General features: G+C 42.1%; 35 protein-coding genes. 22 read left to right on the top strand and 13 right to left on the bottom strand.

Going from position 1 to position 25,538, the window contains the following annotated elements; translation table 11 throughout:
* Positions 1–16: 16 nt before the first annotated feature.
* The 4 genes from QZW47_RS27775 to QZW47_RS27760 are packed head-to-tail and all read right to left on the bottom strand — an operon-like array spanning position 17 to position 5,527.
* A complete protein-coding gene (locus tag QZW47_RS27775) occupies positions 17–517 on the bottom strand; it encodes an HU family DNA-binding protein (RefSeq protein WP_293134843.1) in 501 nt (166 codons plus the stop codon).
* Positions 518–561: 44 nt separating this feature from the next.
* Complete coding sequence (locus QZW47_RS27770; RefSeq protein WP_293134840.1) at positions 562–3,294, bottom strand: hypothetical protein; 2,733 nt, start codon at positions 3,292–3,294, stop codon at positions 562–564.
* A gap of 5 nt (positions 3,295–3,299) precedes the next feature.
* A complete protein-coding gene (locus tag QZW47_RS27765; RefSeq protein ID WP_293134837.1) occupies positions 3,300–4,706 on the bottom strand; it encodes a hypothetical protein in 1,407 nt (468 codons plus the stop codon).
* The gene (locus QZW47_RS27760) at positions 4,703–5,527 is read right to left on the bottom strand and encodes a DNA cytosine methyltransferase (protein WP_293134834.1); all 825 of its coding nucleotides are present in this window, start codon (positions 5,525–5,527) and stop codon (positions 4,703–4,705) included. Before QZW47_RS27760 ends, QZW47_RS27765 begins: the two co-directional genes overlap by 4 nt.
* 108 nt (positions 5,528–5,635) lie before the next feature.
* Between QZW47_RS27760 and QZW47_RS27755 the strand changes: the two genes are divergently transcribed.
* The 18 genes from QZW47_RS27755 to QZW47_RS27670 all read left to right on the top strand — a co-directional run bounded on the left by QZW47_RS27755 (position 5,636) and on the right by QZW47_RS27670 (position 16,312).
* The gene (locus tag QZW47_RS27755; protein WP_293134832.1) at positions 5,636–6,001 is read left to right on the top strand and encodes a hypothetical protein; all 366 of its coding nucleotides are present in this window, start codon (positions 5,636–5,638) and stop codon (positions 5,999–6,001) included.
* A gap of 101 nt (positions 6,002–6,102) precedes the next feature.
* Positions 6,103–6,384 (top strand): hypothetical protein, encoded by a 282-nt coding sequence (locus QZW47_RS27750; protein ID WP_293134830.1) that lies wholly within the window; start codon positions 6,103–6,105, stop codon positions 6,382–6,384.
* 32 nt (positions 6,385–6,416) lie between these two features.
* Positions 6,417–6,674, top strand: coding sequence for a hypothetical protein (locus QZW47_RS27745; RefSeq protein ID WP_293134828.1), 258 nt, complete (start codon positions 6,417–6,419; stop codon positions 6,672–6,674).
* Positions 6,675–6,841: 167 nt separating this feature from the next.
* Positions 6,842–7,168 (top strand): hypothetical protein, encoded by a 327-nt coding sequence (locus tag QZW47_RS27740; RefSeq protein WP_293134826.1) that lies wholly within the window; start codon positions 6,842–6,844, stop codon positions 7,166–7,168.
* Between the two features lie 278 nt (positions 7,169–7,446).
* On the top strand, positions 7,447–7,962 hold the full coding sequence (locus tag QZW47_RS27735) for a hypothetical protein (RefSeq protein ID WP_293134824.1): 516 nt from the start codon (positions 7,447–7,449) through the stop codon (positions 7,960–7,962).
* Positions 7,963–8,150: 188 nt separating this feature from the next.
* Complete coding sequence (locus QZW47_RS27730; protein WP_293134822.1) at positions 8,151–8,603, top strand: hypothetical protein; 453 nt, start codon at positions 8,151–8,153, stop codon at positions 8,601–8,603.
* A gap of 306 nt (positions 8,604–8,909) precedes the next feature.
* Complete coding sequence (locus QZW47_RS27725) at positions 8,910–9,716, top strand: Bro-N domain-containing protein (protein WP_293134820.1); 807 nt, start codon at positions 8,910–8,912, stop codon at positions 9,714–9,716.
* Positions 9,717–9,885: 169 nt separating this feature from the next.
* Positions 9,886–10,455 (top strand): SLOG family protein, encoded by a 570-nt coding sequence (locus tag QZW47_RS27720; protein ID WP_293134817.1) that lies wholly within the window; start codon positions 9,886–9,888, stop codon positions 10,453–10,455.
* A 55-nt stretch (positions 10,456–10,510) separates the two neighbouring features.
* Positions 10,511–11,047, top strand: a complete 537-nt coding sequence (locus QZW47_RS27715) for a hypothetical protein (RefSeq protein ID WP_293134814.1) — start codon at positions 10,511–10,513, stop codon at positions 11,045–11,047.
* A gap of 35 nt (positions 11,048–11,082) precedes the next feature.
* Positions 11,083–11,301, top strand: a complete 219-nt coding sequence (locus tag QZW47_RS27710) for a hypothetical protein (RefSeq protein WP_293134811.1) — start codon at positions 11,083–11,085, stop codon at positions 11,299–11,301.
* Positions 11,302–11,385: 84 nt separating this feature from the next.
* On the top strand, positions 11,386–11,730 hold the full coding sequence (locus tag QZW47_RS27705) for a hypothetical protein (protein WP_293134808.1): 345 nt from the start codon (positions 11,386–11,388) through the stop codon (positions 11,728–11,730).
* 80 nt (positions 11,731–11,810) lie between these two features.
* Entirely contained in the window at positions 11,811–12,257 is a 447-nt protein-coding gene (locus tag QZW47_RS27700) for a hypothetical protein (RefSeq protein WP_293134756.1), read from the top strand.
* A gap of 112 nt (positions 12,258–12,369) precedes the next feature.
* Positions 12,370–12,822 carry a hypothetical protein gene (locus tag QZW47_RS27695; RefSeq protein ID WP_293134753.1) on the top strand — a complete coding sequence of 151 codons (453 nt, stop codon included), beginning with the start codon at positions 12,370–12,372 and terminating at the stop codon, positions 12,820–12,822.
* Positions 12,823–12,913: 91 nt separating this feature from the next.
* Positions 12,914–13,765: a DUF5895 domain-containing protein gene (locus QZW47_RS27690; protein WP_293134750.1), complete on the top strand. Its 852-nt coding sequence runs from the start codon at positions 12,914–12,916 to the stop codon at positions 13,763–13,765.
* A gap of 83 nt (positions 13,766–13,848) precedes the next feature.
* Entirely contained in the window at positions 13,849–14,139 is a 291-nt protein-coding gene (locus QZW47_RS27685; RefSeq protein WP_293134747.1) for a hypothetical protein, read from the top strand.
* Between the two features lie 179 nt (positions 14,140–14,318).
* Positions 14,319–15,251, top strand: coding sequence for a phage Gp37/Gp68 family protein (locus tag QZW47_RS27680; RefSeq protein WP_293134744.1), 933 nt, complete (start codon positions 14,319–14,321; stop codon positions 15,249–15,251).
* Positions 15,252–15,341: 90 nt separating this feature from the next.
* Positions 15,342–15,851 (top strand): thermonuclease family protein, encoded by a 510-nt coding sequence (locus QZW47_RS27675; protein ID WP_293134741.1) that lies wholly within the window; start codon positions 15,342–15,344, stop codon positions 15,849–15,851.
* Between the two features lie 179 nt (positions 15,852–16,030).
* Entirely contained in the window at positions 16,031–16,312 is a 282-nt protein-coding gene (locus QZW47_RS27670) for a hypothetical protein (protein WP_293134738.1), read from the top strand.
* 18 nt (positions 16,313–16,330) lie between these two features.
* Here the strand turns inward: QZW47_RS27670 and QZW47_RS27665 are convergent, their stop codons facing one another.
* Positions 16,331–16,612: a hypothetical protein gene (locus QZW47_RS27665; protein WP_293134735.1), complete on the bottom strand. Its 282-nt coding sequence runs from the start codon at positions 16,610–16,612 to the stop codon at positions 16,331–16,333.
* Between the two features lie 106 nt (positions 16,613–16,718).
* On the opposite strand from QZW47_RS27665, the gene QZW47_RS27660 reads away from it, so the two are divergent.
* Together QZW47_RS27660 and QZW47_RS27655 are read left to right on the top strand one after the other, a co-directional pair.
* On the top strand, positions 16,719–17,324 hold the full coding sequence (locus QZW47_RS27660) for a hypothetical protein (protein WP_293134732.1): 606 nt from the start codon (positions 16,719–16,721) through the stop codon (positions 17,322–17,324).
* The gene (locus QZW47_RS27655) at positions 17,321–17,719 is read left to right on the top strand and encodes a hypothetical protein (protein WP_293134729.1); all 399 of its coding nucleotides are present in this window, start codon (positions 17,321–17,323) and stop codon (positions 17,717–17,719) included. Before QZW47_RS27660 ends, QZW47_RS27655 begins: the two co-directional genes overlap by 4 nt.
* 93 nt (positions 17,720–17,812) lie before the next feature.
* Here QZW47_RS27655 and QZW47_RS27650 read toward each other — a convergent pair whose 3' ends face one another.
* Together QZW47_RS27650 and QZW47_RS27645 are read right to left on the bottom strand one after the other, a co-directional pair.
* Positions 17,813–18,010, bottom strand: a complete 198-nt coding sequence (locus QZW47_RS27650) for a hypothetical protein (RefSeq protein ID WP_293134726.1) — start codon at positions 18,008–18,010, stop codon at positions 17,813–17,815.
* Complete coding sequence (locus tag QZW47_RS27645; protein ID WP_293134723.1) at positions 18,003–18,200, bottom strand: hypothetical protein; 198 nt, start codon at positions 18,198–18,200, stop codon at positions 18,003–18,005. The genes QZW47_RS27650 and QZW47_RS27645 overlap by 8 nt, the downstream gene beginning before the upstream one ends.
* Positions 18,201–18,353: 153 nt before the next feature.
* Between QZW47_RS27645 and QZW47_RS27640 the strand changes: the two genes are divergently transcribed.
* Positions 18,354–18,839: a thermonuclease family protein gene (locus tag QZW47_RS27640; protein ID WP_293134720.1), complete on the top strand. Its 486-nt coding sequence runs from the start codon at positions 18,354–18,356 to the stop codon at positions 18,837–18,839.
* Here QZW47_RS27640 and QZW47_RS27635 read toward each other — a convergent pair.
* From QZW47_RS27635 to QZW47_RS27625, 3 genes are all read right to left on the bottom strand, one after another.
* On the bottom strand, positions 18,836–19,150 hold the full coding sequence (locus tag QZW47_RS27635) for a hypothetical protein (protein WP_293134717.1): 315 nt from the start codon (positions 19,148–19,150) through the stop codon (positions 18,836–18,838). The two genes, QZW47_RS27640 and QZW47_RS27635, sit on opposite strands and share 4 nt — an antisense overlap.
* A 168-nt stretch (positions 19,151–19,318) precedes the next feature.
* On the bottom strand, positions 19,319–20,029 hold the full coding sequence (locus QZW47_RS27630) for a hypothetical protein (protein ID WP_293134714.1): 711 nt from the start codon (positions 20,027–20,029) through the stop codon (positions 19,319–19,321).
* Positions 20,030–20,441: 412 nt separating this feature from the next.
* A protein-coding gene (locus tag QZW47_RS27625) for an IS1 family transposase (RefSeq protein ID WP_293134711.1) occupies positions 20,442–21,147 on the bottom strand; the annotation gives its coding sequence in 2 pieces (ribosomal slippage) (positions 20,442–20,738 and positions 20,740–21,147; 705 coding nt in all).
* A 439-nt stretch (positions 21,148–21,586) separates the two neighbouring features.
* On the opposite strand from QZW47_RS27625, the gene QZW47_RS27620 reads away from it, so the two are divergent.
* Positions 21,587–21,805 carry a hypothetical protein gene (locus QZW47_RS27620; protein WP_293134708.1) on the top strand — a complete coding sequence of 73 codons (219 nt, stop codon included), beginning with the start codon at positions 21,587–21,589 and terminating at the stop codon, positions 21,803–21,805.
* A 15-nt stretch (positions 21,806–21,820) separates the two neighbouring features.
* Here QZW47_RS27620 and QZW47_RS27615 read toward each other — a convergent pair whose 3' ends face one another.
* From QZW47_RS27615 to petD, 3 genes are all read right to left on the bottom strand, one after another.
* Positions 21,821–22,366: a hypothetical protein gene (locus tag QZW47_RS27615; RefSeq protein WP_293134705.1), complete on the bottom strand. Its 546-nt coding sequence runs from the start codon at positions 22,364–22,366 to the stop codon at positions 21,821–21,823.
* Between the two features lie 419 nt (positions 22,367–22,785).
* Positions 22,786–24,144 carry a cytochrome 450 gene (locus tag QZW47_RS27610; protein WP_293134702.1) on the bottom strand — a complete coding sequence of 453 codons (1,359 nt, stop codon included), beginning with the start codon at positions 24,142–24,144 and terminating at the stop codon, positions 22,786–22,788.
* Positions 24,145–25,039: 895 nt separating this feature from the next.
* Positions 25,040–25,522 (bottom strand): cytochrome b6-f complex subunit IV, encoded by a 483-nt coding sequence (gene petD / locus QZW47_RS27605; RefSeq protein ID WP_293134929.1) that lies wholly within the window; start codon positions 25,520–25,522, stop codon positions 25,040–25,042.
* Positions 25,523–25,538: the final 16 nt, after the last annotated feature.

Raw genomic sequence — 25,538 nt, 5'->3', positions numbered from 1 at the left:
TAGTTTTACGCAGAAACTAAGACAGCAAATAAGCAAGAGCGGGAATATCAGAAGCTTTTTTCCAATCAGTTTCTGCACTCCAAAGCATACTAGAGGCAGTCAAACCTTTGGCTTTGAGTTCGTGTTCCGGCACTTCGGAAAATGAACCTGCTGCATCAGCCAAGTACCATGTTTTTGTTACTAGCGGTGGCGGAGTTGGCCGTTGGTGCGTCGGCGGCGCTGTTGGTGGAGCCAAAGGCATAGTGGAAGACGGACTCAGGCTGATTGACTCAACAAACTTTTTGGAGAATTTGAAAGTCGGTTTGCGCTTTGGTGCGATCGTAATCGATTCCCCGGTGCGAGGATTCCTACCGGGGCGCTCATCAAAATCTTTGAAACTAAAAACACCAAACCCAGTCATTTCAACTTGGTTGCCGTCTTTCATAGAACTTTTGATAAAATCGACAAAAGCATCCATGACTTTTACGATCGTATCTTCAGGCAATCCAGTTGCTTTTTGGATAAATTCTGTAGTCATGTGAGAAGTAAGTGAGAGACATTAATCAAAATGTTATCACGATTCTACGGCGTGTAACCAAAATCTTCAGGTTTATACAAACCAGTTGACGTTCTTCCTTTTCCAAGTACATCATCTATGAGTTGCTGCGGTACATCTTCGTTAAACAACCAAGCTTTGGTTGTTGAAAATTCTGTCACTTGCCCTGGTCGTTGCTCTCTCCAAGTGTAGATTTTCATCGTTCGAGTTTCCCCGATCGCAATCTTTGACCTATCCTGCTCAGCTACCAGCCCTAGTGGGTAGAACCCAGGCAACTGTGTACTCGGCGGGTACAGCAAATCTGCCGATAATGTGGGGACGATTACTCCAGTTCTCGGTGCTGCCCAATCACGCAACACAACCCGAACTTGAACTGTTTGCCCAGACCAAAATACTTTGGCTCGGTGGTTGGGTTCCATTTTGTGGACATTGTAGACTTGAAAAAACCACGGTGGCTCAGGGTTTTCTTTGAGTTCCAAAATAATCTCCTCTCTGAATAAATTGAATACGATCGAGCCTGTGCTATCTGGATTATTTTCGATATTCACTGTATTTGCAGCCCTCCAGAAAGCCGCCGACCAGGATTTCAAGCTGTACTGGGTACCATCTGGTTTGAGTACGCGATCGAGAATTGAATCTCTAAGTGCTTGATACTTGGCGGTGACTTCTCGGATTCGTGTAGTGTCACCCTCATTTGCTAGTTTCCATTCGATCGCAGCACCAATCTCTATCCCATACAGCTTTTTTTGTTCAAAAGCATAATTTTGCTGTTCGAGCGATACTGTCACTCCAGGAAAGAGACTTTCACGAAAAGAATTGATATTAAGATTGGTCTCGATTTGTGCTGGTTGCCAATAACTGTTGACTAATTGAACCAAACGAGAAACAGTGTCGATCGCATTTGGAGCCACAGGACAGGGTTGAGTGAGATAGGTAGATTCAGCCTTAAATCCTTTGAGCCACGGGATTTGTCCTGCATCACCTAGCCCATCAAGGTATGTAGCCACAGCTTTCAAGCCAACATCATTATTGGGATAAGCTGACTTTAAACTATCAACTGCGATTTGAAGTTCTTGACTCAAAAAATCTATAATTGCCATTTCTTGGGGTAAAGTTTGCATCCCTCCTGCTGGAATATTCAACACAATTCCCTCAGCACCGGCACCGCGCACCCTACCTAAAAGGGATGCCACAATGCCAGTTTGATCATTCATGCTGTTAACGGCAACTTGCTGCAAATTCCCTACCAGCGGTACTTTAGGAAGTTTGCGGACGGATGGTGGTGTGGAGAAATTGGCGATCGCACGACGCAACTCTGGATACTCACGCGAAGCGATTAACTGAATAAAATCACCATCGGTATCGCGTCCCAAACTCAGTAACAGTTTTCGGGAAGCCGCCATCAAATTTTTACTGTCGGCATAAAGACCCTCATGAACATTTATCCAGAGTTGGCAATCGCCCCAGTGACGCATGGGATTGCAGAAAAGTATGTACTCGCCTTCTGACATTCCTGGCGCACAGAATTCTTTTCTGCTAAATACAGTTTTGCCATTGTTATCGATCGACTCATTCTTAGCAAAATACTCGTCAGGTTGTGCCATAAGTGACCAAAACCGCACACCAGCAGCCTTGGCTAAATTCAGCCAAACTGCTCTGAGTCGCTCCTTAACTTTGCCTGTGATATACGGATGCAGCAACAATTTACCACGGACATCATACTTGATAATTTCCATTGCTGTGTTCACATATTCAGCTTCAGACTGTAGATTGTCTACACCTTCTTGAATTTCCTGCTCAGCTTCGGTTTGATCGATTCTTAGTAAATTAGCCAATTCCTGAATCGAATTCAATGCTGCTGCTAATCGCTGGCATTTAGTAACCAATCGGCTAATAATTCTGTCTTGTTCAAGTGTTGCATAATCAAACCACTGGAATAGCATCCAGCCAGCTTTAGCTCTGCGTAGTTCACCCTCAAAAACCAACCCACAAAGTAGTTTGCCTTCGTAGTTTCCCAGCGCGGGTTTATTTCCCTTGAGTGAAGACCACGGAATCACCAAATCAAACCCTGAATTGTCAAGTTCGGAATTATAGGCGATCGTCCCCTTAGCCACCCAATCCTTGAATTGAGCTATCCGAAATTGCAAGGGTAAATTAATATCGTCTTCTGGCGAAAAATCTTGATCGAAGATTTCAGCAGCACCCAATAATTCCATGAACTGTCTGGAGGCTTTGCCATGACTATCTCCTGTGTTCCAATGACGCCCATTTGTTGGGTCATCTTGTGGATTGCCCTGTTCGTCTCTGGCATCATCATCAACTATCACGTAATTGAAATTACCGAAAACCAAGTGCTTGCAACCAGTATGTAGGATGCTACCGTAAATAATGCGTTTCCATTGCTCGGTGGCTTTATTGCCATAGTAATCCCTACCGATCGGCTTCAGATTGAAAGTAAATCTACCGTGGTTGCGAGAATTGCTGGCTAAATCCAGAATATATCGATCGTCTTTATTTGGTTGAAACGGATTCAATAATGCTGAGTCTTTAGTAGATTCAGGGATTTCACCAATACAAAATCTGTCTTTGTTATTTACGTTTGGATGCAAACCTGAAAGTAGCGTATTTCTCAGGGTAACTTTAGGCTTGTTTGTCCATCTTTGGGCAACGCAGTCCCAAACTGACCACACTGCAATAGTTTCAATGATTCCTTTTTCATTGTCAACGGGGAACCGATAAAGCTGATAATCATCTGACATATTAGTTACTCAAATAAACCAAAGTTTCCTGTTTTAAGTTTAGCAACTTTTTCCGCTCCAAGAGTCGCTACGATCGCTTCGTCACCGATGATTCGTTGAGGATTGTTTGGATTGGTTAAATTGTAAGCAACAGTGTATTTTCCCTTTTTATCCAAGCCAACTCCGATAATCGATGACATTGGTCGTTTCGATCCTTCGTAGATTATATTGGCTGATTCCTTGAATTGTTCGAGAATCTCAACGTGGTTTGTGTCATACATATGTATTTGCCCAAGGTTGTAGCTAGTTGAACCTTGAATGTTGCCAAAAATGTAAAGCATATCTGCAAGTGAAACTTTGTTCTTCATAGCTTGAATAATGATGACAGAGACACCAATAATTAGCGAAGCATTTGCCATCAAATAACCCCAAGCACTAGCTTCCATGCCTGTTGTAGCTAGAATTGTTGGTAGAAAAGATGACCCAGCCCTGAGTACCGAACCTGCTAAAAACCGCATAGCATCCGCGCCCGAACTGTTCATCACTTTGAGAACGATCGATGTAATCGTATTCGTTAATGCTGGGATTAGTGCCGCTATGCCACCAACTACTCCTTGCAAGAAAAAGTTGGTAAGCAACCACCCAGCCATAGTGCCAATTATCCCTGCTGTTGCTGCTACCGTAACTGCTCCACCAACTGCGATCGGTACTATGGCATTGAAAACAGGCGATCGAGTAGATATTGAGGTTATTGGTTTGTCATAAATTGAACTTATTTCGTAAGGATTGTGGGCAATTACAGATACTCCTTTGCTTACCCTACTAATTGCTTTTTCTGCTATTCTAATTTTTCTTCTAGCACTACTTCTTTCTTTGCCAGTTAAATTTGCAAGTTGACCTAACAAATCATCTTTGAAACCAATAAGTTTATTCAATGCTGATTGGGCTGCTTTTTGCGCTTGCGATATTGCTGATTCTTCACCAGATTGAATTCCAGCAGCCATCGATCGTATTTCTACACCTTTTGCATCCAATTCAGGTAAATTGATACTTTCATTGTGGGCTGAGACTGCTGCTGCGTAAAGGATTCTTTCTGTTCCACTAACTGTCAAACCCAAAAGCAAAGATTGTCCTGTTCCGGCTAAATTTCTATGAACTTTTGAATTAAAAGCCAAGTTAATTCCATAAACTGTTTCTAAGAATACTAACCCACAGTCAGTTACAGTTTTTGCTAAATTTTGTCCTGCTAGAAGTAGCTGTTTGACATTTCCTAATATGCTATTTTCCATAATGAAGTTGATGTGAGGCAGAGCAAAATACCAATTTGCACCACCTTCGATCGCACCTCTAGCACTGCCAGAAATGCTAAGAATTTCTTTAGCAATCCAACCTGAATCTGTTATCTGATTGCGTAAATGGTCAAACTGGCTCATATTCTTTTCTCCAATGATGCTAGAAATTGTAATCGCATTAATGCCACCGCAGCTTGTAAAGGTACGATCGACTTTCCATACAAACTCACACATTCTGCACGTCCAGGTGTTCTTGGTTGAACGCCCGATCGCACTGGCGGTTCTCCCCAGTTTACATCAAAACCAATTCCGTCCACCCAATCCGAAACCCCATCATCCAAGCACACACTGCCGGATTTAGTTTGAGCGATCGAGCTAATCTGCCTTGCTCTTTCAATGTCCGTTCTAATGTGGTTTGACCACTCGGTGAAGTTTTGCCGTTTCCTGAGCTGTAGGTTGTGCAGGTAGGCAATGATGAACACCCGTTGGCGACGGTGGGGCGCGCCAAGCTCCGACGCGCTGATAACTTCAAGTTCTGTTTCATATTCTGCCAGTCGCAAGGCTCCAACAATAGCTCGTAATCCGCGATCGATAACTCCCATAGGTTGCTCGATGATGACGAATTTAGGTTTGCCGATCGAGATGCACCTGAGCGACTCAAACCACAATCCACTTTCTTGATGCGAAAGACCTGTTTTCTTTCCGGCTGCTGATGTGCCGGTGCAAGGGAACGAATGGAACTGAACATCGGCGGCTTTTGGGATTGGTTTGTAACTTTTGACATCTGGATGAATTGGGATATGGGAAAAGTGTGATCGTAAAACTTTTTGAGCTTGTGGGTTGATTTCGATAAACTCGATCGTCCTAAAAACTGGGTAATTGTTCGATCGATTGACAATTGCTGACGCTAGTTCCCATGCACCGATGCCAGCAAAAAAATCTATGCAGTTTAAAGTTTTCAAAATGCGGTAGCTGAGCGAAGTCGATGCTTCGCTTTTAGATCAGGAAATTAACGGGAATTGTGTGCATGATTCCCGTTACTGTCAAAACTATTTCTACCTAAGTTTATCATGGAAACTATCATCTTTGCAGGCATTGAAGGTCAAGTTTTAGAATCTAGTCCACATGGCAATTATTTGGTTGTGAAGTTGAGCGATCGAATCACAATCTGTGGAACTTTCAGCAACATTTGGGACTGGGAAGAGATAGAAAATGATTCAGGCTTTGAATCGTTCATTACCTACATTGGGGTAGAAAATGTAAGTGAAGGTATGGAAGTAATTGCCAATGTCGTAGAATTTGGTGGTTATTTTCATCGGAATGAAGAGCAACCACGAAAAGCAAAACGTGTACCTGGATATGCTTTTGAGATTAAAGCTCGGGGTTTGTCGATCAAATCGATCGAATCGTTCGCCTCGTTAGCGAAGCCCTCGTAGAGGATTTAAAGCTATAAAAGCAAATTTCAAATAGCAAATCTTACACTGCTTCTGAACTTTCTTAGGAGCAGTGACATAACACACATAGGGGAGAAAGCAAAATGGTTAGACAAAACCCAGAAATACAACGGCTAACACTCAAAATACGCGACGCATTACGTGTTGTTGGCTGGCAAATCTTTAGGAACAATGAAGATTTAGCAGGTTCACACACTGAGTTTTATTCACGATGGAATGTCGATCGAGTACATCAAATGGAATACGGCGAACTCCAGAATTTACTTGATGAAATGGGTTGCTCGATGGCTTACGCCCCGCTTTGCTACGAAGAAGTGCTGGAAATCAGGCGAATTTATTATGGCTTGGCTAATGCTTCGCAATGAGAAAGTGTTGTTAATTCTGAGGCAAAATAAGCATGAAAATTACACCAAGACCAGCAGATTTTGACATTGTTGAGCGGATTGGCAAGCATTGTCAGTTTGAAGATGGAGTTTTCGTTTTCAATGATGGCGAAGGTGATAGCTATTTCAATTGCGAATTGCCGTTATGTGAAAATGGCGATCGAATTGAAATAGGTGGACTCTATGAAGTCAATCACAGCGACGAGTATGTCGAAATTTTGGATATGAAACTTGACTGTAATTTCCATAAAGAAAATCACCTGGCTAAATGAAGGTAACAAAGAGTCTGGCTATATCTACAATCTTCGTAGCAAAGCGGGGCGTAAGCCATCGGCATTCTGGTAATCTCTGTTTGTCTCATAGATAGCGCTTCGCGATGGAGTAGTGAGAGTTAACAATCAGTTAGCTCTCAGTCCTTTCAATACCTACCACAAAAAATATGGCTATCACATTTCCAACCAAAAGCGAAAAAGCTTTTGGTTTGTTAGTAGATGCAATGCGCGTCATCGCCTGGCAAGAATACAAAGCCACTAACAAAGAAGAACTCAAAAACCTCGAATATGGTGGCTATTCCGTATTCGAGGCTGAGTGGAAGGAGCATGAAATTCACGAGATGAAGTATCTGCAAATTGCACAGATGGTGCAAGAAATGGGCTACACAGTGAATGAAATGCTTAACTTGCGTAGTCAATACTATGCAAGCAAAATCAAGCGCCAAAAAAAGACAACCAGCACTACCAAGTATGAAGAACAAGAACCATTTTAAATAGAAAAAACCGCTGACTCCCTTATGGAGTTGGCGGTTTTTTTTAAATGTCGTAGCGATCGAGCTTACCGATTTTTTTTTACTGTAATCAAGCTCATTGATTGTGAATAAAAGTTAACGCTTTAAATCCTCTACGAGGGCTTTAAAGCGAGGCGAACGCTAACGAGGCGAACGAATTTGTTGATTTTTTTTTATTGTAATTGAACAACACTCGCTCGCTGTGAATCAAAAGTTAAGCCTTCGGCATAGAGTAATGATTTTTAGCCCACGGAGGCAATATGAAGAAAATAGCCAAGCAAATCCCGAATCTAGAAGCATTTCGGGATTATTGTCGAAGTTTAATTCCATTGATGAATCCAAGTTTTAGTCGCTACACCGATCGGCGGCTTCAATTATGGATTTTTAATGAAGTTAATCTCGGCAATGGCAAAGTTTCACCAGGATATTTTGATGGCAGACTTTATGAGTTTTGCCAGAGAATTTATCCAGGCTGTGATATAGGTTTGCTCACCTATCATGGCAAAGCAAGCGGAGGCAGTAGCGGTGTGATTAGACCCCACGGCGATCATGCGTATGCGAAACCCCGTGCTATCAATATTAATCTCGGCGTAGCAGAGTTTAGTATTGATGGCAAATTGTATAAACTTAATGATGGGGACATCGTTGAGTTTAATTGCAAGAAAGTCCATGCAGTGCCTAGAGTGCTAAGCGAAGAAAGGTTTAGTTTGGTATTGTGGCAATTAAATGAAGCTAGGGGATATAGATCCAGTATTGATTTCCCCATAGCTTGGTAAGTATAAGTGCGATCGATGTAATATCGATCGCACTTATCGATTTTTTTTTATTGCGATCGAAGCTCATTGTGAGTCAAAGATTACGTATCCAGAACTTTGCTTCAATGCCAAAAAACTATTCAAAGTCTCTGCATTATATCGAAAGTTAAGCCTTCGGCATGGAGTGGCGTTGTTTCAGCATAACGATCATGACTATTCTAATTCGGAACATCAAAGAATCCTCCGATGTCTTTGATGTTAACAGCCGAGACCGCGTTTTCTTTCATTTTGTCGATCGAACCAAAGTTCGCATGACAAAAGAAGAACAGGCAGAGTTTCTAGCTAGCAACTACGTCGTAGGCTATGCCGGAAAAGAATTTGCTTTATCTTCGTGGTGCCACAAAGCATCGAAAGGTTTGCATAATATCAACGTTGATATGAATGCAGCAGACCTTCGACAATATTTGTGGCATTTAGTTAATTTTGAGTTTTCTGCCGATCGAAATCTGCGAGTAGCTGAAGGATATTACATCCTTCAAAAGTTATCTTCGATCGCGGAGAAAAGTAAGAATCACGACATCACTCTGTGGACTTTATCTGCCTATGATAGAGAAAATGCAAAGTTGTTGAAACGATTTCTTACTTATCTAGCGAATAAATGAGAAAAAACCGTTAATTCCCCCTTGGGAGTTAACGGTTTTTTTTTAATAAACATCAAATTTGATAGTAACAGCAAAACTAAAAGCAAAATATTTTGCTTTGTTTTCAGTAGCAAAACATTTGATTTTGCTACTAACAACAGCTAAGCAATGCAGTAAATTAATGTTGAAAAACCCAGCAAGATATATTAACAGCAAATCGCTGGTTTGGTATAATTTAGTTGCCTACAAAATGCGCCACCTTTCAAGGTTGCATCCTTGAAGGGTGACGACTTGTGAATCAACTAACACGTAATTAGAGGAACCACCGTGAATAATTTAGCACAGTTTAATTTCAATACTCAACAAGTTCGAGTAATTGCGATCGAGGGCGAACCTTGGTTTGTGGCTAAGGATTTATGCGAGGCAATAGGGTTGAGCAATGTGGGACAGACGCTGGCTCGTTTAGATGAAGATGAAATTAATACCATCATTTTAAATGATGGAACCTCCGGGAACCCCACCACAGCAATAGTTTCGGAGTCCGGGATGTTCGCATTAATTTTGCGATCGAGCAAACCAGAGGCTAAGCCATTCCGCAAGTGGGTTACGTCGGAGGTACTTCCATCTATCCGCAAAACTGGCGGCTACACCGCCACGGAAAATACTTCTGCTCTTCTCCACCATAATTTAAGCCCTGAAGTTCCTACACAGGCGATCGCACTCTGCAAAACTCTACTTCTGGAAGCCGGTATCGAACCGCCGATCGCATCATCCTGGATGTTAAGCCAATACGCCAAGTACGACCCAGATAAGGCAGCCGTCTATGAGGATGGCAAAAAGTTACTGGCTGCCACCGCCGACATCCCAGAACCTCTGCTATCCCCCACAGAAATAGGCAAATTGCTTGCCGAACACCAAGGACTAGAAAAACCGTTGAGTGCGATCGCAGTAAATAAGTTATTGGTCGATCGAGGCTTTCAAGTTCAAGCAATTACAGGCGATAAGAAAAGCTGGCATCTGACAGACTCAGGAAAACTTTACGGCAAAATTATCACGGACACAGCCCGCGGTCACGGCAAAACCATATTTCATCTGCGATGGCAACCAAAAATAACTGATTTGTTGGCTGCTTGATACTAGCGCTATCGAAAACGCCAACCACTTATCACCAATGAAAAGCACAGCACAATCAAGCAAATTGCTGTGCTTTTTTACTGCCCAGAAAGTCACTGTATTCAAAATAATGCGGTAGCTGAGCGAAGTCGATGCTTCGCTTGGGAGTGGTGTAGTTACTTTCCTTGCCATGTACTCACCAAAACTAGAACTGCACGACTATATGGTCGCGTGCGATCGAGAAATCAACCAAGAACCTGAATATATGGAATATCACACAGCTTTCTTTACCGGACACAGATACATCACCGTTTTCTACAAATCTGAAATCAACTCGTTGATTGACATGGCACTAAATCAAGGAGTTTCCCACTTTTTGTCCGGCATGGCAGTAGGAACTGATATGTTGGCGGCTGAATGCTTAGTCGATCGCGCCCTCGCCTGGACAGCCGTGATTCCCTGTGCTGATCAACACAAGCGGTGGCCGCTCCATCAACAGAAGCGATATGAGGGACTTGTAGCCCAGGCAAACAAGAAAATCGTACTTTATCCCGAATACAAAGATGGTGTAATGCAGGCGCGTAATTTGTACATGGTAAAGCACTCAGATTTATGTCTGGCAATCTACGACAACAGCAAAACTGGTGGCACAGCGCTAACTGTTCGCATGGCTCGCCAAAAACTGATTTATCAGTACAATCCTCAAACCAGTAAATTTTCAATCCATGAACCCTCACATCAACTAAATCTTTTCGCTTAGCCACCAACTTAATCTCAATCACTTATCGCCTCTGGATGTCCAGGGGCTTTTTTGTATGCCTAGACGAATCACTGCTTTTTTCACTGGTAACTACTGGATTGATAGAAACTACCGCCGACAAATTGAGGGTTTGATTGACGTGGCGATCGAACAAAACACTCGTCATTTCCTCTGCGGATTAACACTTGGCTTTGACCAGGTGGTTGCCGACATCCTAATTGCCCGACGGATAAGTTGGACTGCTGTGTTGCCACATCCCAACATCGATCGAACTTGGAAGCCTCGTCAACGGTCACGGTTTCGCAAACAACTCGAACAAGCAGCAGAAACAATGATTCTCTATCCACAAGGATTCCACGGCTCCAGAGCGCTAGCTGTGCGTCAGATGGTACGTAAATCTGACATTTGCCTTAGCATTTACACGGGAACTCATTGGGATTCAGATCGCCAAACCGATCGCGGTGGACCCGGCGATGCTATTGATTTGGCGATCGCAAATAATCTTCTAGTTTACCGATTTAATCCACTCGACAAGATTCTATGGATTACCAAACCACCGCAACAGCTAAGTTTTGATTTTGCGGTAGTTTGAGATTTCAATTGTCAACCAAACCAACCAACAAAAAAATGAAGAAAAAAGTGACTGCTCATCTCCACGGTCGAATCAACAAGCTGGCTGTTGCTGCGGTCAAACGTGGTGACATCATAAGCTGCGATCGAATTGAAGGAACTGAAAGTTATGTGATAATTCGCTCAGGCTATCTACCAACCACTTACACATCTGTGGGCGCTGGTAGCCTTCTTTACTTGCTGAATTCTCTAGCTCAGACGAAAGAAGAGGAATAAATGATATCACCACATCAAAGTAGTGCGGTAGCTGAGCGAAGTCGATGCTTCGCTTTGATGTGGTGATGTTTAGTTTTTTTGATTATGAAACTCACAGCAACTCAAGAATCAACTCTAGAAGCAGCAAACAAAGCTGATATCAACATTGATGCGATCGTCACCAAATTACAAGCGCTTGATGTTTGTTCCTGTTCTTGTCTGGAACCCGAACAAGTTAAAGTCGCTTTTCTTGATTGGTTGCTTCATCATTTAGAGTCGGTCGAAGCTGACCCAGAATACTTTATTCGTGAAAATGACAAGCATTTCGATCGCCACATTCATGACTGCTTGATGGATTTAGAATGCCGAGAGTACGATCCATGTGGTGAAGACCCATTTGCTGGAGACCCAGAATATTCTAAATCGCAAACTAAAGAACTTGTGTTCTAGCAAAACAAAAAGCACAGCGGAATCAAGCAAAACCGCTGTGCAAGCATTTTTTACTCGTCACTCGTAACTTCAACTATACCATGAAACACCTACAAAGACTAGCAGAAATTCGCAAGCAAATTGATTTACTAAAGCTTGAAGCAGAAGCGATCGAACCTGATGCGATCGTAGAAGCTTTTGAAGTTTTGGCGTCCGAGAAAGCCAACAAAAATATAGTTTTTGCTGACTTAAACGCTAAAATAGTGATACAGTTTAGAACTAAAGTCGATACCAAGCATTTGACAGTTAAAAGATTAAGTGAAGATATCGATCGAGAAACTGAAAAGCTGATTCGATCGAACTCTCGCGAAATTGCTGGAATCGCTGACTACATTGCAGAATTATCTCAGTTAATCCAAGAAGCAGAAGCAAAACAAAAAGAGCTATCTTGCTCTCCTTACCTACAGAATCTTCAGAAGCAAAAGCAAATAGCAATTCGAGCAACTGAGCATAAAGTTGCTAGTTTGGCAGTTTATGTAAAAGATTAGCTTTAAATCGAGGCGAACGCTTTGAGTCTGTAGTAAGTTTCTGAATCGCCAATCTGCGGTAAGGCTGAATAGAACCGCATCAACAATAAAACTAATTGCAAATAGTCAGGAAATGAAACGAGTAAAGTACAGATTCAATCGCAAAGAAGGCTTAATCTATCAAGGCAACAACACTGAACTAACCTGTATTGGCAACAAACTTCAAATGATTGTATTATGGGCATCAGAACCCGTATTCGGTAAACCATTTGACAATCTCTCTGCTCAAAAATGGGTACAATTAACTTTTCTCGATCGAGCAGGCAATTGGTGTTATGCAGTGCTAGGAAATGGCACAACAGAAGCATTAGCACCTTGGTTGGAATATCGTAGATTGATTGAAGAAAAAACAACTCTTAGCAATGTGATAACAACTATTGGGTTTGAAGAAACTGAATCTAAATACCAGTGGTTTGAGTTTACATTTTCTGGTGCTACTGGAAATAATGGATTAGGCGATCGAATGCAAGAAGTAATGCAAAAATCACCTTTTTCACTAATTGAGCCACTCGGACTAATTTCATAATGTTTAAAGCAATGCGGTAGCTGAGCGAAGTCGATGCTTCGCTTTTGGGCTGCGAGCATTGCTTCAATGTACCTAATTCACAACTAAAACCATGACAACCAACAAAACTGCGAAAACATCTGTAAACACTGAATCTACTGTTTCCCCTGAATTGATCGCATCTGAATTTCAATTTGATCCTAGTTTGATGGGTGAAGAATTTAACGCAGTTCGCATCCCACGTCTTCCTTATGCGATCGTGATCAATGACAATCCATGCGGTATTTTCATCCCCGAGAAAAATGCTATCAAAGCGGGTTGGACTAATTTTGAAGGTTTGACCGAGGTTGAATTACCATCAGGAACCAAAGAGAAAGGTTTATTTCTGTCGAAAGTCCGCATGGCTGTACTAGGCAATGTTCCGCCTTACATCCGGTATAAGACTGGCGATGAACTTGGTGATTTAGCGGGAATCGTAGTTGGTAGCTACGAATTCGATCGGCACTTGTTAGACAAGAAAACGATGGAAGTCGTGAGCGAACATCTAGTCATGTTTTTGGATCAATCCAATAACCTTTTGCACACCCGTCCATTACGCATTCGATTCAAGAATGTTGCTTTGTGGTCTTTGCGTGAAGCTTTGGAAGAATTTTATATTGCGATCGAACTTGTTTTTGCCAAACTCACCCAAACCAATGCCAGCGGAAAGAACGACAAATGGCGCAGTCTTTGCGTCTTTGCTGCGGAATTTAAGGCAATCAAAGAAGGCGAAGGATCGAATAAATCCTACTGCTGCAAAGTAGGAAATTATACGATGCCCTCGATCGAAAACTTCGGCTCAATCTTTCTTGGCACCAAAATTCACAAAGAACAAATTTGGGAATGCTATGACATGAATATCAGCTCATTGCAACCAAAAGCATTGCCCGGTAGCGAACAAATGCTGTTGCGTAGCGCTGAATAGTCGGTAAAAGTTGGGGAGCAATCCCCGACTTTTTTTTAAAGTAATGCTTCGCTTATGAGCATTGATCTGATTCTGGTAAATCAATGAATTCATCACTTGTCTCTAAATTTCAAGCAATTTCTGCCATATTATCGGAAATTGGTGGCTCGCTTGAATGGGCAGAGTATTGTCAAAAAGCTAACATTGGGTTAACTGAACTTGATGATAACTACAGTCTGAATGAAGCTATCTTTTATGAACTCGAAGATGCAGTACGTTTTTTCTTGATACCAGAATCTGATACTCAAGAAAACTTCAAAAACAGACAAGAAGAATTTGACGAAGAATCCAAAGACGCAGCAATGCCTTTTATCTGGGATTTGTTAGGTAATTAAGTTTTTCTCGAAACACTCGTCAACCCCGGCGAGTGTTCGCTTCCAATAAGCTAAACGAGAAAACAACAGCGTGACAGCTCGCAAAGCCAGAAATAAAACTGTCTAGAACAAACAATAACTAAATAGAATTTGTATCTGTTTAGTTATTAGCAACTTTGTTAAAATAAGGAGCGAAAATAATGGCTAGTAAAATACACTGGACAGAGAATAGCTGGAACCCACTTGTTGGCTGTTCTCGAATCAGCGCTGGCTGCAAGAATTGTTACGCAGAATCTGCTGCTAAGTCAGCACGACTGCAACAATTTCCTCAATATCAAAGCGTAAAAGAATGGGACGGCACGATCGAGTTTGTCGAAAATCAATTACTCAAACCGCTGTCGTGGAAATCACCCAAAAAAATATTCGTCTGTTCAATGTCTGACATCTTTCATGCAAATGTCGAAGATGAATGGCTAAACAAGATTTTCGCGGTGATGGCGATCGCGTCACAACACACTTTCCAAGTTTTGACTAAACGCCCAGAACGGATGCAAGAATACTTCGCCCTTCATAAGGGCAAACCTGAATGCTACGCATCAAGAAGTGAAATGGTCTTCGATGCTGTAAAGGAAATCAAGCCACAGGCAGAATGGGATAAATTTATCTGGCCACTGCCCAATGTTTGGCTCGGCACCAGTATTGAGAATCAAAAAGCTGCGGACGATCGCATTGCCTTACTTTTGCAAACCCCGGCAACAGTTCGGTTTTTAAGCTGTGAGCCACTGTTGGAGCTAGTAGATTTGAGGCAATATCTCGGTGTTTGTGTCGGGTGCCAAACTTGTGATTTTCAGGGCGGACATCCGATCGCCGAATCAAAAATAAACTGGGTGATTGTCGGTGGTGAGTCAGGAACTGGTGCTCGTCCTTGTGAAATTGATTGGTTGCGATCGATCATTAGCCAGTGTAAATCAGCCAAAGTCGCAGTGTTTGTTAAGCAGTTGGGGTCAATGCCAATGGCTGATGCTCCAATTGATTATGAACACGATTTGATGAGAGTAAAACTCAAAGACCGCAAGGGTGGAGATATTGATGAATTCTATGAAGATTTGAAAGTCCGTCAGTTGCCACAGTAAATAATAATGGCTCCCTTAAATTCAAGGGAGCCATTACTGTTATTAAGGCTTTACCTTAGAGTATAATAAAAAATAAATAAGGCTTTACAAATGCTAATACCTGGAAATGGCTACAACTGTCTGTCAAAATTCGTATTTGATGGAGACACTTTAAATCTTGATTTTCAAGGTCAATTATTTAAAGCTAGATTGCAATGGATCGATTCGCCCGAATCTCGAAAAAATGGACAAAATAACAACAATCCCCAAATCCTTGAACACTGGGAATGGGCGGAAAAAGCAAAAACTGCATTGATGGATCTAGTGGCAGGAAAACCGATAATCACAATCCCGATCGTCAAAGACCCATTCGATCGTTGGGTATGTGATTGTTATATCGAAAAAGTTTCTGCAACAACCAATTTACAAATTAAGCTTTGTAAACTGGGAATGGCAGTTAGTTATTTACCGTTTAATCGATACTCCTACAGCAGCCGAGAATTGGCTGTACTGCGGGGAATAATCACCGAAACAGCAAATGCTAACCGTAAAAAAATAGGGATTTGGTCAAAACCCGATTTTATTCTTCCTTACGAGTTCAAAAAATTAACAATTCATTAGTTGGTTGCACAATTCAATTCTCAATTTCAAACTTAAACTCAAAGACCGTAAGGGTGGTAATTGACGAATTTTCTAGTGACTTGAAAGTTCGAGATTTTCCATAATAACAGAAAAAAGGCTTCGCCATAAAGTAATGAGTCAAAAACTGACTCATTACATTCTTTATGGAGCCAAGGAAAATGCAAATCACAACCAACGGATTGACTATCGATTTCAAAGAAATCACCATCGCTGGTGGCGGGTCTTGGCATCGTGGAAATCCAGGCGATGTTGAATGGTCGATCGTAAATTTTGGCATGAGTTGGGGCATTTCAGCAAATCTAGCTGATGCTATTTCTGCTGGAATTGCTGAAGTTGCCCTAATCAATTCACAATTCGATGTATCTCAAGAAGAGATATATCAAATGGAAAATGAACGGCTGAATGACACCTATCACTTAGAATCCGAATCTGAGTTTTAGGTTGTGAAAGTCTCAGAATCAATCATGATTCTGAGACTTTTTTTTAACTCCAGATAAAAACTCATCGATAGTTTTATCTGGAGTTTCCCCGTAAACCAAAGCTAGCTCAGAAACACATCCAATATATTTGGTGTTAGCGTGTATTTTGCCAATAAAATCTTGATTATGACTCATTTTTACCATAAATCCTTCATCACCATGCAAAATAAATGGATCGTCAAATGGGGATTTGCAAGACTTATACTCGCCTCTTTTCCATTTCTGATAGTATTGTTGCAAAATATCTGTTTCTTTGGTCATGATTATACAGTTACTTAACGTGTATCTGTTCGCCTCGATTTAATCGCTAATTAAATTATTGTATAGTTATTGTATAATAGTTATATAATCTAATGAGGAATACTTTGTGCTAGTAACCAAAATTATCAATTACATGAAAGCCCAGAAGTATCAGATATTTAGGGGCAAAGACGAATTAAACATCATCTACGTTGAGGGCATGAATATCGACGGTACACTCAACAATGATAGCCCGAATCACTTCAACGATGTGCGGATGATAATTGATTTTGACAATGAAGTACCTGCAATTATCGACAGATGGCAGGCTACAACAGAGCCAGGGTATCACTATACCGATCGACCAATGAATCCTGATGGTGCAGCGCGCATTGCTTTCGGGCAGTATCGATCGTGGCAAATTGGGATTCACGGTATGAGCGAACCCCACGAATCTCTGATTCAAGTTGCTCCTGTTCCTGTTCACCGCGACTACAATAGGGATATGATGCGAACTGGGGATGATATTTTTGAAGGTAACTTCGGAATCAATCAACATCACGGTTACGATCATCCTCAAAATGACATTTACACAGCTTCTGCTGGCTGTTTAGTAGGTCGATCGCGCGACGGTCATGCTCAATTTATGGAGCTAATTAAGTGCGATCGACGCTACAGGACTAACCCTGATTTCATTTTCACAACCACAATAATTCCTGGAAATAAACTATGACTTTTACTGTTACTCCTTGGACACCGACTCCATTACCGCGAATTAATCTTCCAAATGCTCCTACACCAAACACTGGTTCCAACCCCAACCAACCTAGTAAACCAACACCAACAACGAAAATCAGAACAGCTACCGTCAACAAATGTGGCTATGTTGCTCTGTCGAGCACTACTTCTTACCCATTGTCAAAACTCGTTTCTGTTAATGGAATTCCCCGTAGCAGTATCAACCCTGTTCCGTTTACTCCAAGCGGTACAGAAAAAAACCCCTCTTGCAAAGTAGGTAGCTACGGGATGCGGGTACAGTCTCGCCATTTCTCTCACAACGGAAAGCTTTATGTTTTTGCTTCGCCTGCGGGGCCAGGAGCAAAGATTAAGGTTGTCTACGATAAGTAGTTTCAACAAAAAACAGTGCCCTTGCAGACACTGAATGATGGGTGAAAATATATATTTCTTAGAATAAACCAAGCACATCTAAATGTCAATTTATCAAAGTAAGTTTTTGAGCTTTAGCAAAAGTTCTTTTGATTCATCAATCGATTCTTGAGTTTCCGCAGCACGATTAAAAGTTTTTTTAGCATATTCCATGTAGGTAATATCAAAATTTAATCTTGATATTGCTTCAATAATTAATATTTTATCGATGGGTTGAGCAAGCAAAACCCGTCGAGCAAACTCTTTAGCCATCTTTCTGATTTGGTGAAGGAGCTAATAAACCTGAGATTGCGCCGATCGCATTACTCCCGATCACAATGAAAATCTCAGGAATTGGCTTATTCATTACTGCAAGTGCCATTCCCGAAATCAACGAAACTGCCACAGCTCCTGATAAAGTTGCCACAACTAGGCGGTAAGAAAAGTTATCTGTTTTGTGCATTTTGATTATTGTCAAAAGTTTTTGTCAAGGAAAAAGTCTTAATCTGGTATAATTAGATAACTGGCTGCTGATTAAACCGATCCAATTAAATCGATTCGATTTGGTTTATGCCACGTTTTCTATTATAATTGTGTCCTTTTTTCCTATTATACTATGAATGAACCGATCGTAGTGCCCAGAAAGTTTTTATTAGATGCTGATACATTTCAGTTTAGCAGAAATAAAAAAACAGTCCGAACACGGGCTGCTTGGATTGATACACCTGAAATAAGATATAAAACTGATTTAAGTCAGAAGCCAGAAGATTTGAATCAATGGGAATGGGGAGGAGAAGCTAAAACTTTTCTCCTATCTTTGATCAGAAAAAAAACTGTTTGTTTGGCGCCGATCGGACTAGACATTTTTGGTAGAACCATTGCTGACTGGTACTTGTGCGATTCGATCGCCGAAATGTCGGTAACAAATAACATCCAAGTTATCCTAGCTGCTGCGGGCTTGGCAGTCAACGTTCCACCAAATAATTCAGGCTTGATTTATCAAGCAGTGGTTGCTGCTAAGAATCAAGCCCAGAACCTAGGAAAAGGATTCTGGGCAGATGATGATTTTGTGCTTCCCTATATCTGGAAAGCTAATCGCTAATCTTTGAACTCAAGGACATCTATTAAATACCGACGAATTTCTACGTGAACATTCGTAGTTTTCAGCATTATTTCTGCTGTTAACGAACTCAAAAAAATCACAGCAAAAAGAGATAATAAAAATCCCTTGGCTCCCCCTGGAAGCCAAGTACAAAGTTCAGTTACTTCTCTCATTAATCTGGTTTCTTTCTTGTGCTTCGTGTGTGAAGCTCTAATATCTTGCAGTTCTTTCGTTAGCAACTGCACTCGGAATTCCAATGTCGTGACTCGTTCGACAAAAGAATCCGGGAGATTCTGATGTATGTCTGACATATTATTATTGATAAATTAATTCAATCTTAGATCACTTTTTCTACGTGTTTTTACTAGATTTTTGACATTATAGAAAAATAGCGGGTGATAGCTATCACCCGCTACACTACGGCGGTTAGAGGTTGAAAAACTGGGTAGACCGCAGCAGTCAAAGTCGCCAAAACATCACTACGCAGCAACCGGAAAGTTTACCCGTACCCATTCCTCAAGCTCATTTCGCTTCCATCGGCGATCGTACACATCATCGTATTGACGCCACCGGACATAGGCTTCCTTCATCGGTGAGTCGATGTCGATGCTGCATGAGTCCACCGCATCGTCGTAATGCCCGATTATCAGAATCTGTGGGTTGACTAGGCTTGGTTTTGATTTGTCTGAAATGTACGTTTCGTATTCCTTCCCCCCGTTTCTGAACACTGTCATTTTCACTGTGCCGTCTTTGTCGGTTTTGAACTTTACCGATCGCATCCTGTATTTTGACATCAGTTTCGCATTCGCATCCTTAATCAACACACCCAATTGCTCGCTAGTGGCGGTGGGCATGATGATGCCACCACTAGCAAATAGCTTTACAACTACATCAAAAACCCATCGCTGAAACAATTCACATTCTGGTGTGTCAAGTTTAGTTGCAAGTTGTACAGCACCTTGTTCGTACAAATACCAAGATGGACGTTTTGCCTCACCGAAACTTGATTGAAAACGAAAATCAGGGAAGACATTCATTTGCACAAGTCTTGAAGTATCTTTCTCTTGCTTACCTAAAGCTTTTATAAGTTCTGCTGCTCTTACTGCTTTTCTACCAGATTCAGTTAACACCCATGTCAACTCCTGTTCGCCAAACAGTCTGGTTTCAGTTGCGACAATATTTGAACTCATTGGCAATCCTCAGTTAAACTACTTGTCATATTATAAGTAATATAACACAAACCTACGTTTATACGATAACTATTTAACAAAAGTTCATAAAAACTGCGATCGAGACGCGAAAACACTACTAAATCTCAAAAAAGCTGTAATTTAGCCCTAAGCTCAATTTATCCCTATGCCTGATATACCGTACTTTTAGGGATATGTTAGGCATAGGGATAAATTATTTATAGGGCTGCGAAATCTAATATTTTTAGAGACGATCGAGACTAAAGCTATACCACCACTGCTTTTTAGTTTTTAGCAACTAATTTATTTTAGTACGAAAATAAGATTAATTGAACCTCTAAATTTTCTTAGACTACCTCTAAGTCAGCCTTTTTTTCTTTATATGTCAACTAAGAATTTTGGCGTTGCTGAATCAAGGTATGAATGCCCCAGGAATGGGAAGATCATCAAATTTCAAGTAATGTATTAATAATTTAATAGAATGCTTAAGCATTTCCTCGCACTTAGAATAACAAAGAGTCTTGCGATGTAGTCTAGCCAAATAATGTCTTAATCTTGTATTTTCTCCTTCTACTCGTGTCATATAAGTCTTGCTAATAATCTGATCACCATCAGGGATAAACATCGGATATACAGACCATCCATCCGTTACATAGAAGTAGCATTTCCATTCACTTACTTTGTCCCATAATGGTTCAAATGTCTTAGCACGCTAGATCTCCTAATGCCCATCCCAAAATTCCTGGCTTAAAGTGGTCAACCGCTGTCCACAGCCAGATATTGTCTGTTTTTTTTTTCACATAAGTTTGTAATTCGTCGAGTTCACCAACTTCTGGAATGACTTCAGGATCATAAACATCTGGCAAGATTTTTCCGACTTGTTTTACCCAATTTATTACTGTGGTATGATGAACTCCCTTAACTCGTTCTATCGCCCGTAAACCCATACCATTGACATACATTTTTAGGCAATCACATTTGATTGCCTCGCTATAACCTCGTTGGGGCTCATACTCATTGATGAATTGACGACCGCATTGGACACAAATGTGGTTCTGTTTTCCTTTCTTCTTGCCGTTTTTACGGATATGGGTTGATTTACAGTCTGGGCATTGCATAAATTATTCCTCGTATTCATACTCTAACTCAGCAACGCCGAATTTTTAGAGGTGCTTGATGCGATCGAGACGCAAAAACGCTAGATGCCTTATATTCTAAGCTTTCTGTGCTATAAGGAAACTTAGAATATGGTCAAGTTTCTGTGCTAAATCTCAAAAAAGCTGTAATTTAGCCCTAAATTTAATTGAGCCTAAATTTAATTGAGTCTAAACTGAGCATAAATAAAATTTAGACTCAATTAAATTTAGACTGAAGTCACTCGACGCACAAAAAAAATCACTCTCGATCGACACTAAAGCTATACCACTAATTGACAATAGCCAGAATGCTTACAAGAAAAGAGTTTGAGGGTGAGTAATTGAGCTTTGGGGTAGTGGGGGTCGCACGTTCAAATCGTGTCGCTCCGATTAATAAAACCTTCTCTCTGAGAGGGTTTTGTTGTTTTTACAGGTTTTCGGCTATTCTCAATCAGCGGTGACTTTCGTGGCGCGCGATCGAATTTTTGTATTGTACAGAAAGCGATGTCATAGATGCCGATCGCCCTTTGGGTTGTTTTCCGGGAATTTTGCTGTGATTCGGGCGATCGCAATTCGAGTCGCGGGTTCAAATTCCGTCGTTGCGATCGCCAAAACCCGCCTCATGCAGCGGGTTTTGTAGTTGTCCTAAATATTATCATTCTTGAGCCACGATCAAACAATCGCTGCCAACTTTCGACAGAAAATCTGGAAATGCTGATGTGGGAATCCCATCTTTGTTAACAACTCTGCGGAGTGTATAGCCTTTTTCAGGAGCTCTACCGAAAAACGAGTTTCTGCGATTCCAGATATCCCCATTCGGAGTGTTCGGATCTCGATCGATCAAAAAATCCATCAGCCACGGCGGCACAGACAATCCAAACGCGATCGGCGTGATATGCCCGTGTTGCAAAGTTGCATCCGAGAAGCGGAACAAATAACTGAAGCGAGACAATTTGACGGCATAAAGTAACATCCGTCCTGCCATTGACGCATGAAAACTCCAGACAACAGGCTCATAAATCCGCAGCAATAACGTTCGTTGGTCAGCATTCCATTCTGAATTGTACATCGTCAGACAATAGTCTGGCAAAATATTCCCGTCCATAAAGAAGATACCTTGCAGGACTTCGGGGAACTCGGGCGGATGTTCTGTTTTCATCCAAGTTGCGATATCTTTAAGCAGCTTTTGTTCGATTAACATGGTATTATTTAACCTCAAAAATACTGGTGATTTCGTACCCAGTTAGATAACCAAAATTAGGTTCGTAGTGAGGACTTTAGTCCTTCTTCATCCAAGAATAGAGGACTGAGGACTTTAGTCCTTCTTCAGGCAAGGATAGAGGACTGAAGTCCTTACTACAAACCTGGTTTTTCGATTCCAGTTAGATAACCAAAATTAGGTTCGTAGTGAGGACTTTAGTCCTTTTTTATCCAAGGATAGAGGACTGAAGTCCTTACTACAATCCTGGTTTTTCGTACCCAGTTATATAACTAAAATTAGGTTCGTAGTGAGGACTTTAGTCCTTCTTCATCCAAGAATAGAGGACTGAGGACTTTAGTCCTTCTTCATCCAAGGATAGAGGACTGAAGTCCTTACTACAAACCTGGTTTTTCGATTAATTACCGCTGCAAATTAAGTGCAGACGAGCGCCTAACTTTGCCAACGGTACTCACCACATCGACCAACATCTTCAGCGCGATATCTTTAGCAGGGCAAATTCGTCCCGCACTCCGATCGCCCACCGCATGAAAACCCATATGATAAGGGCACAAATTCTCGCGCTTAGGGTTAAATTCGTACACCGTAGAACCCCAGAAACTGCCGTCTAGATGCCCCAAACTGATCGGTATCAGTACCTTGGTGCCGGCGGGGAAAGTGCGCTGTTTGCCTCCAATCGTGGCGGTAAAAGGTTCTGTCGCGACTCGGTGGGTGGCGCTGACGGGAGCCCAGAGGCGCGCACATTCCAGTAGGAAAAGCTCGATCGACGGGCGATCGTCCAAATCGAGATTATCCCAAAAATCCGTCGGATTAATTTCAGCCGTGCGTGTTCCTTTATACGCCGGGAGAGGGCGGAATCCCATAGCCGTGTAACCCAAGTGCAGGGGGCCTTGCAATCCCGCTATCCCCATAATCGATGTCATCAGCTTCGCCAATTCCCGCCTCGTCATGCCGTTGTTTTCCGAGCTCACCTCGAACTCGGCTAGGGCGGGAGAATTTTCGTAGATCGTCGCCGCGCGCTCGATTAAAGCGGACAAATCCCCATGTCCAAACAGGTTAAGACTTTGCAGCAGACTGCCGGCGACGGCGAAATAGTGCGCTGGGCTTTGGCGGATATAATGTAAATCTGTCAGAAGTTCGATCGACTCTTTGTCATCTGGATTAATCGCAAAGATGACGTAATGCAGATATCGCACTAAAAATCCCATCCAACCGCGCCTAGCATCGGTAAAAAATACTTCACCCGCACCGTGCGGCATCTCCGTATAATCTGCGGCTAGGCGATCGAGCAACCGCCTGCTAATTTCGTCTTGCTGGCGATCGGTTGTCGCACTGTTGAAAAGATACTTCTGCATACAGCTTCGGAAGGCTGCGTGGTTGCTGCTACCGTCTGGTTCGCGATCGGACAAAGACAGCAGGAAAAGGTTCCTACCGCCGACATCTTGGTTGGGGGAGAGATCCGGATCGAGCACAGAAGTACCCAGTCGCCATCCGCGCGCCTGGGGCGATGTGAGTGCTTGTTCGAGTGTTGCAAACTCTCCCATCACGACTTGTCCCGCGCAGCAAAAGTTAGCCCCGAAAGCCAGCCGTTTGATAGGCAAATAGGTGGGTTCGTTGGCGATTAAACCCTCGATCAGGGCGATCGCGGGTAGCATCGTTTTGCTGAGGCCTTCGTCGGGGTTTTCCAAAGCCCAAACCTGAAACTCATTCAGAGCCGGGTTCATCAGCGGTGAGAAAATAGTATCTAAATTAAAGTTCATGATAATTCCTCTGAGATCCTCATGCCATAACACGCTTCGCATTTAGTAGCAAGAGGGTATTGAGTCCCTATTAAGCCGGATTCAATACCCGTAAAATTGCGAAAATCAGTAAGGCTAACTATAGCCATCTTTACTTTTGAACGTCGTGGCAATATAGATTAATTCTACTGAATATGTTTGCGTCCAAGTCTAGCCTATTTCCGGAGATTTGGTGTAATCATTTCCAGTCAATTGCGATCACAAAAACGGTTTGTAGTGCGTCCTGGCGTCCGCTCCGGGTACGGACGCCAGGACGCACTACGAACCAATCTTACTCTGGTTACGCGATCGGACACGATATAATTTATGAGGATTGTTGGTAAGTAGATATACTCTCTATTTCTAAAAAATTAGCCCCAATCTCTCATGAATATAATGTTGCTCGGTAAAAAAATGAGGCTCTTTCTCCCATGCTTTAAGCTTGGGTAAAATATAGTTGCGACAAGTATCTGCTTGATTGATTTTCATTGTTTATGTTGCAATAGGGTTTACTTAAAAAATTAGTCAAAAAGCCTTAAGTAAACCGTATTGTGCTCGTAGCTGCGATGTAAAAAGAGGCTCTTTCTCAGTATATAGCGGTTCTCAAAAATTGAGGTATGCCCTATGCCCTATGCCCTATGCCCTATGCCCTATGCCCTATGCCCTATGCCCTATGCCCTATGCCGCCGGATAGTACCTCATCTTTCTGAGAAAGGCTATATGTGTTACTTTCGCTCTTCCTGGTAATAAGCAAAATCTCAAATCTCAAATCTCAAATCTCAAATCTCAAATAAAAAGACGCCCGCGAAAGTTTCCTCTCAGTACAAAAGCACTTTAGAGGAAACTCGCGGGCGTCAAAATCAAACAAGCTTAAATCTTAGAACAGACCAAGCGTGAAAGATTTGTCGATCGGGAAAATAGCACCAATACCCAACCACAGAGTTACCGCAGTTCCCAACAGGAAGACAGTGGTAGCCACAGGGCGGCGGAACGGATTTTGAAACTTGTTCACGTTTTCGATGAACGGAATCAAAATCAAGCCGAGGGGAACGCCAGCCATGCAAGCAATACCCAACAATTTGTTAGGCAAAACGCGCAGGAGTTGGAACACTGGCCACAAATACCATTCCGGCAGAATTTCCAGCGGAGTAGCAAAAGGATTGGCAGGTTCGCCAATCATAGCCGGGTCTAGTACAGCCAAGCCGACGCACAGAGAAATGGTTCCCATGATCACGATCGGGAAAACGTACAGCAAGTCATTGGGCCAAGCTGGTTCGCCGTAATAGTTGTGACCCATGCCCTTAGCGAGCTTAGCGCGTAGCTCTGGATCGCTCAAATCTGGTTTTTTGATAATAGACATAGTGAGAGTGTTCTCC

This window comes from Microcoleus sp. bin38.metabat.b11b12b14.051 (genome assembly GCF_013299165.1).
Classification (GTDB): domain Bacteria; phylum Cyanobacteriota; class Cyanobacteriia; order Cyanobacteriales; family Microcoleaceae; genus Microcoleus.
The sequence above is the reverse complement of the archived record's forward strand: the minus strand, read 5'-3'. Positions and strand labels throughout refer to the sequence as shown.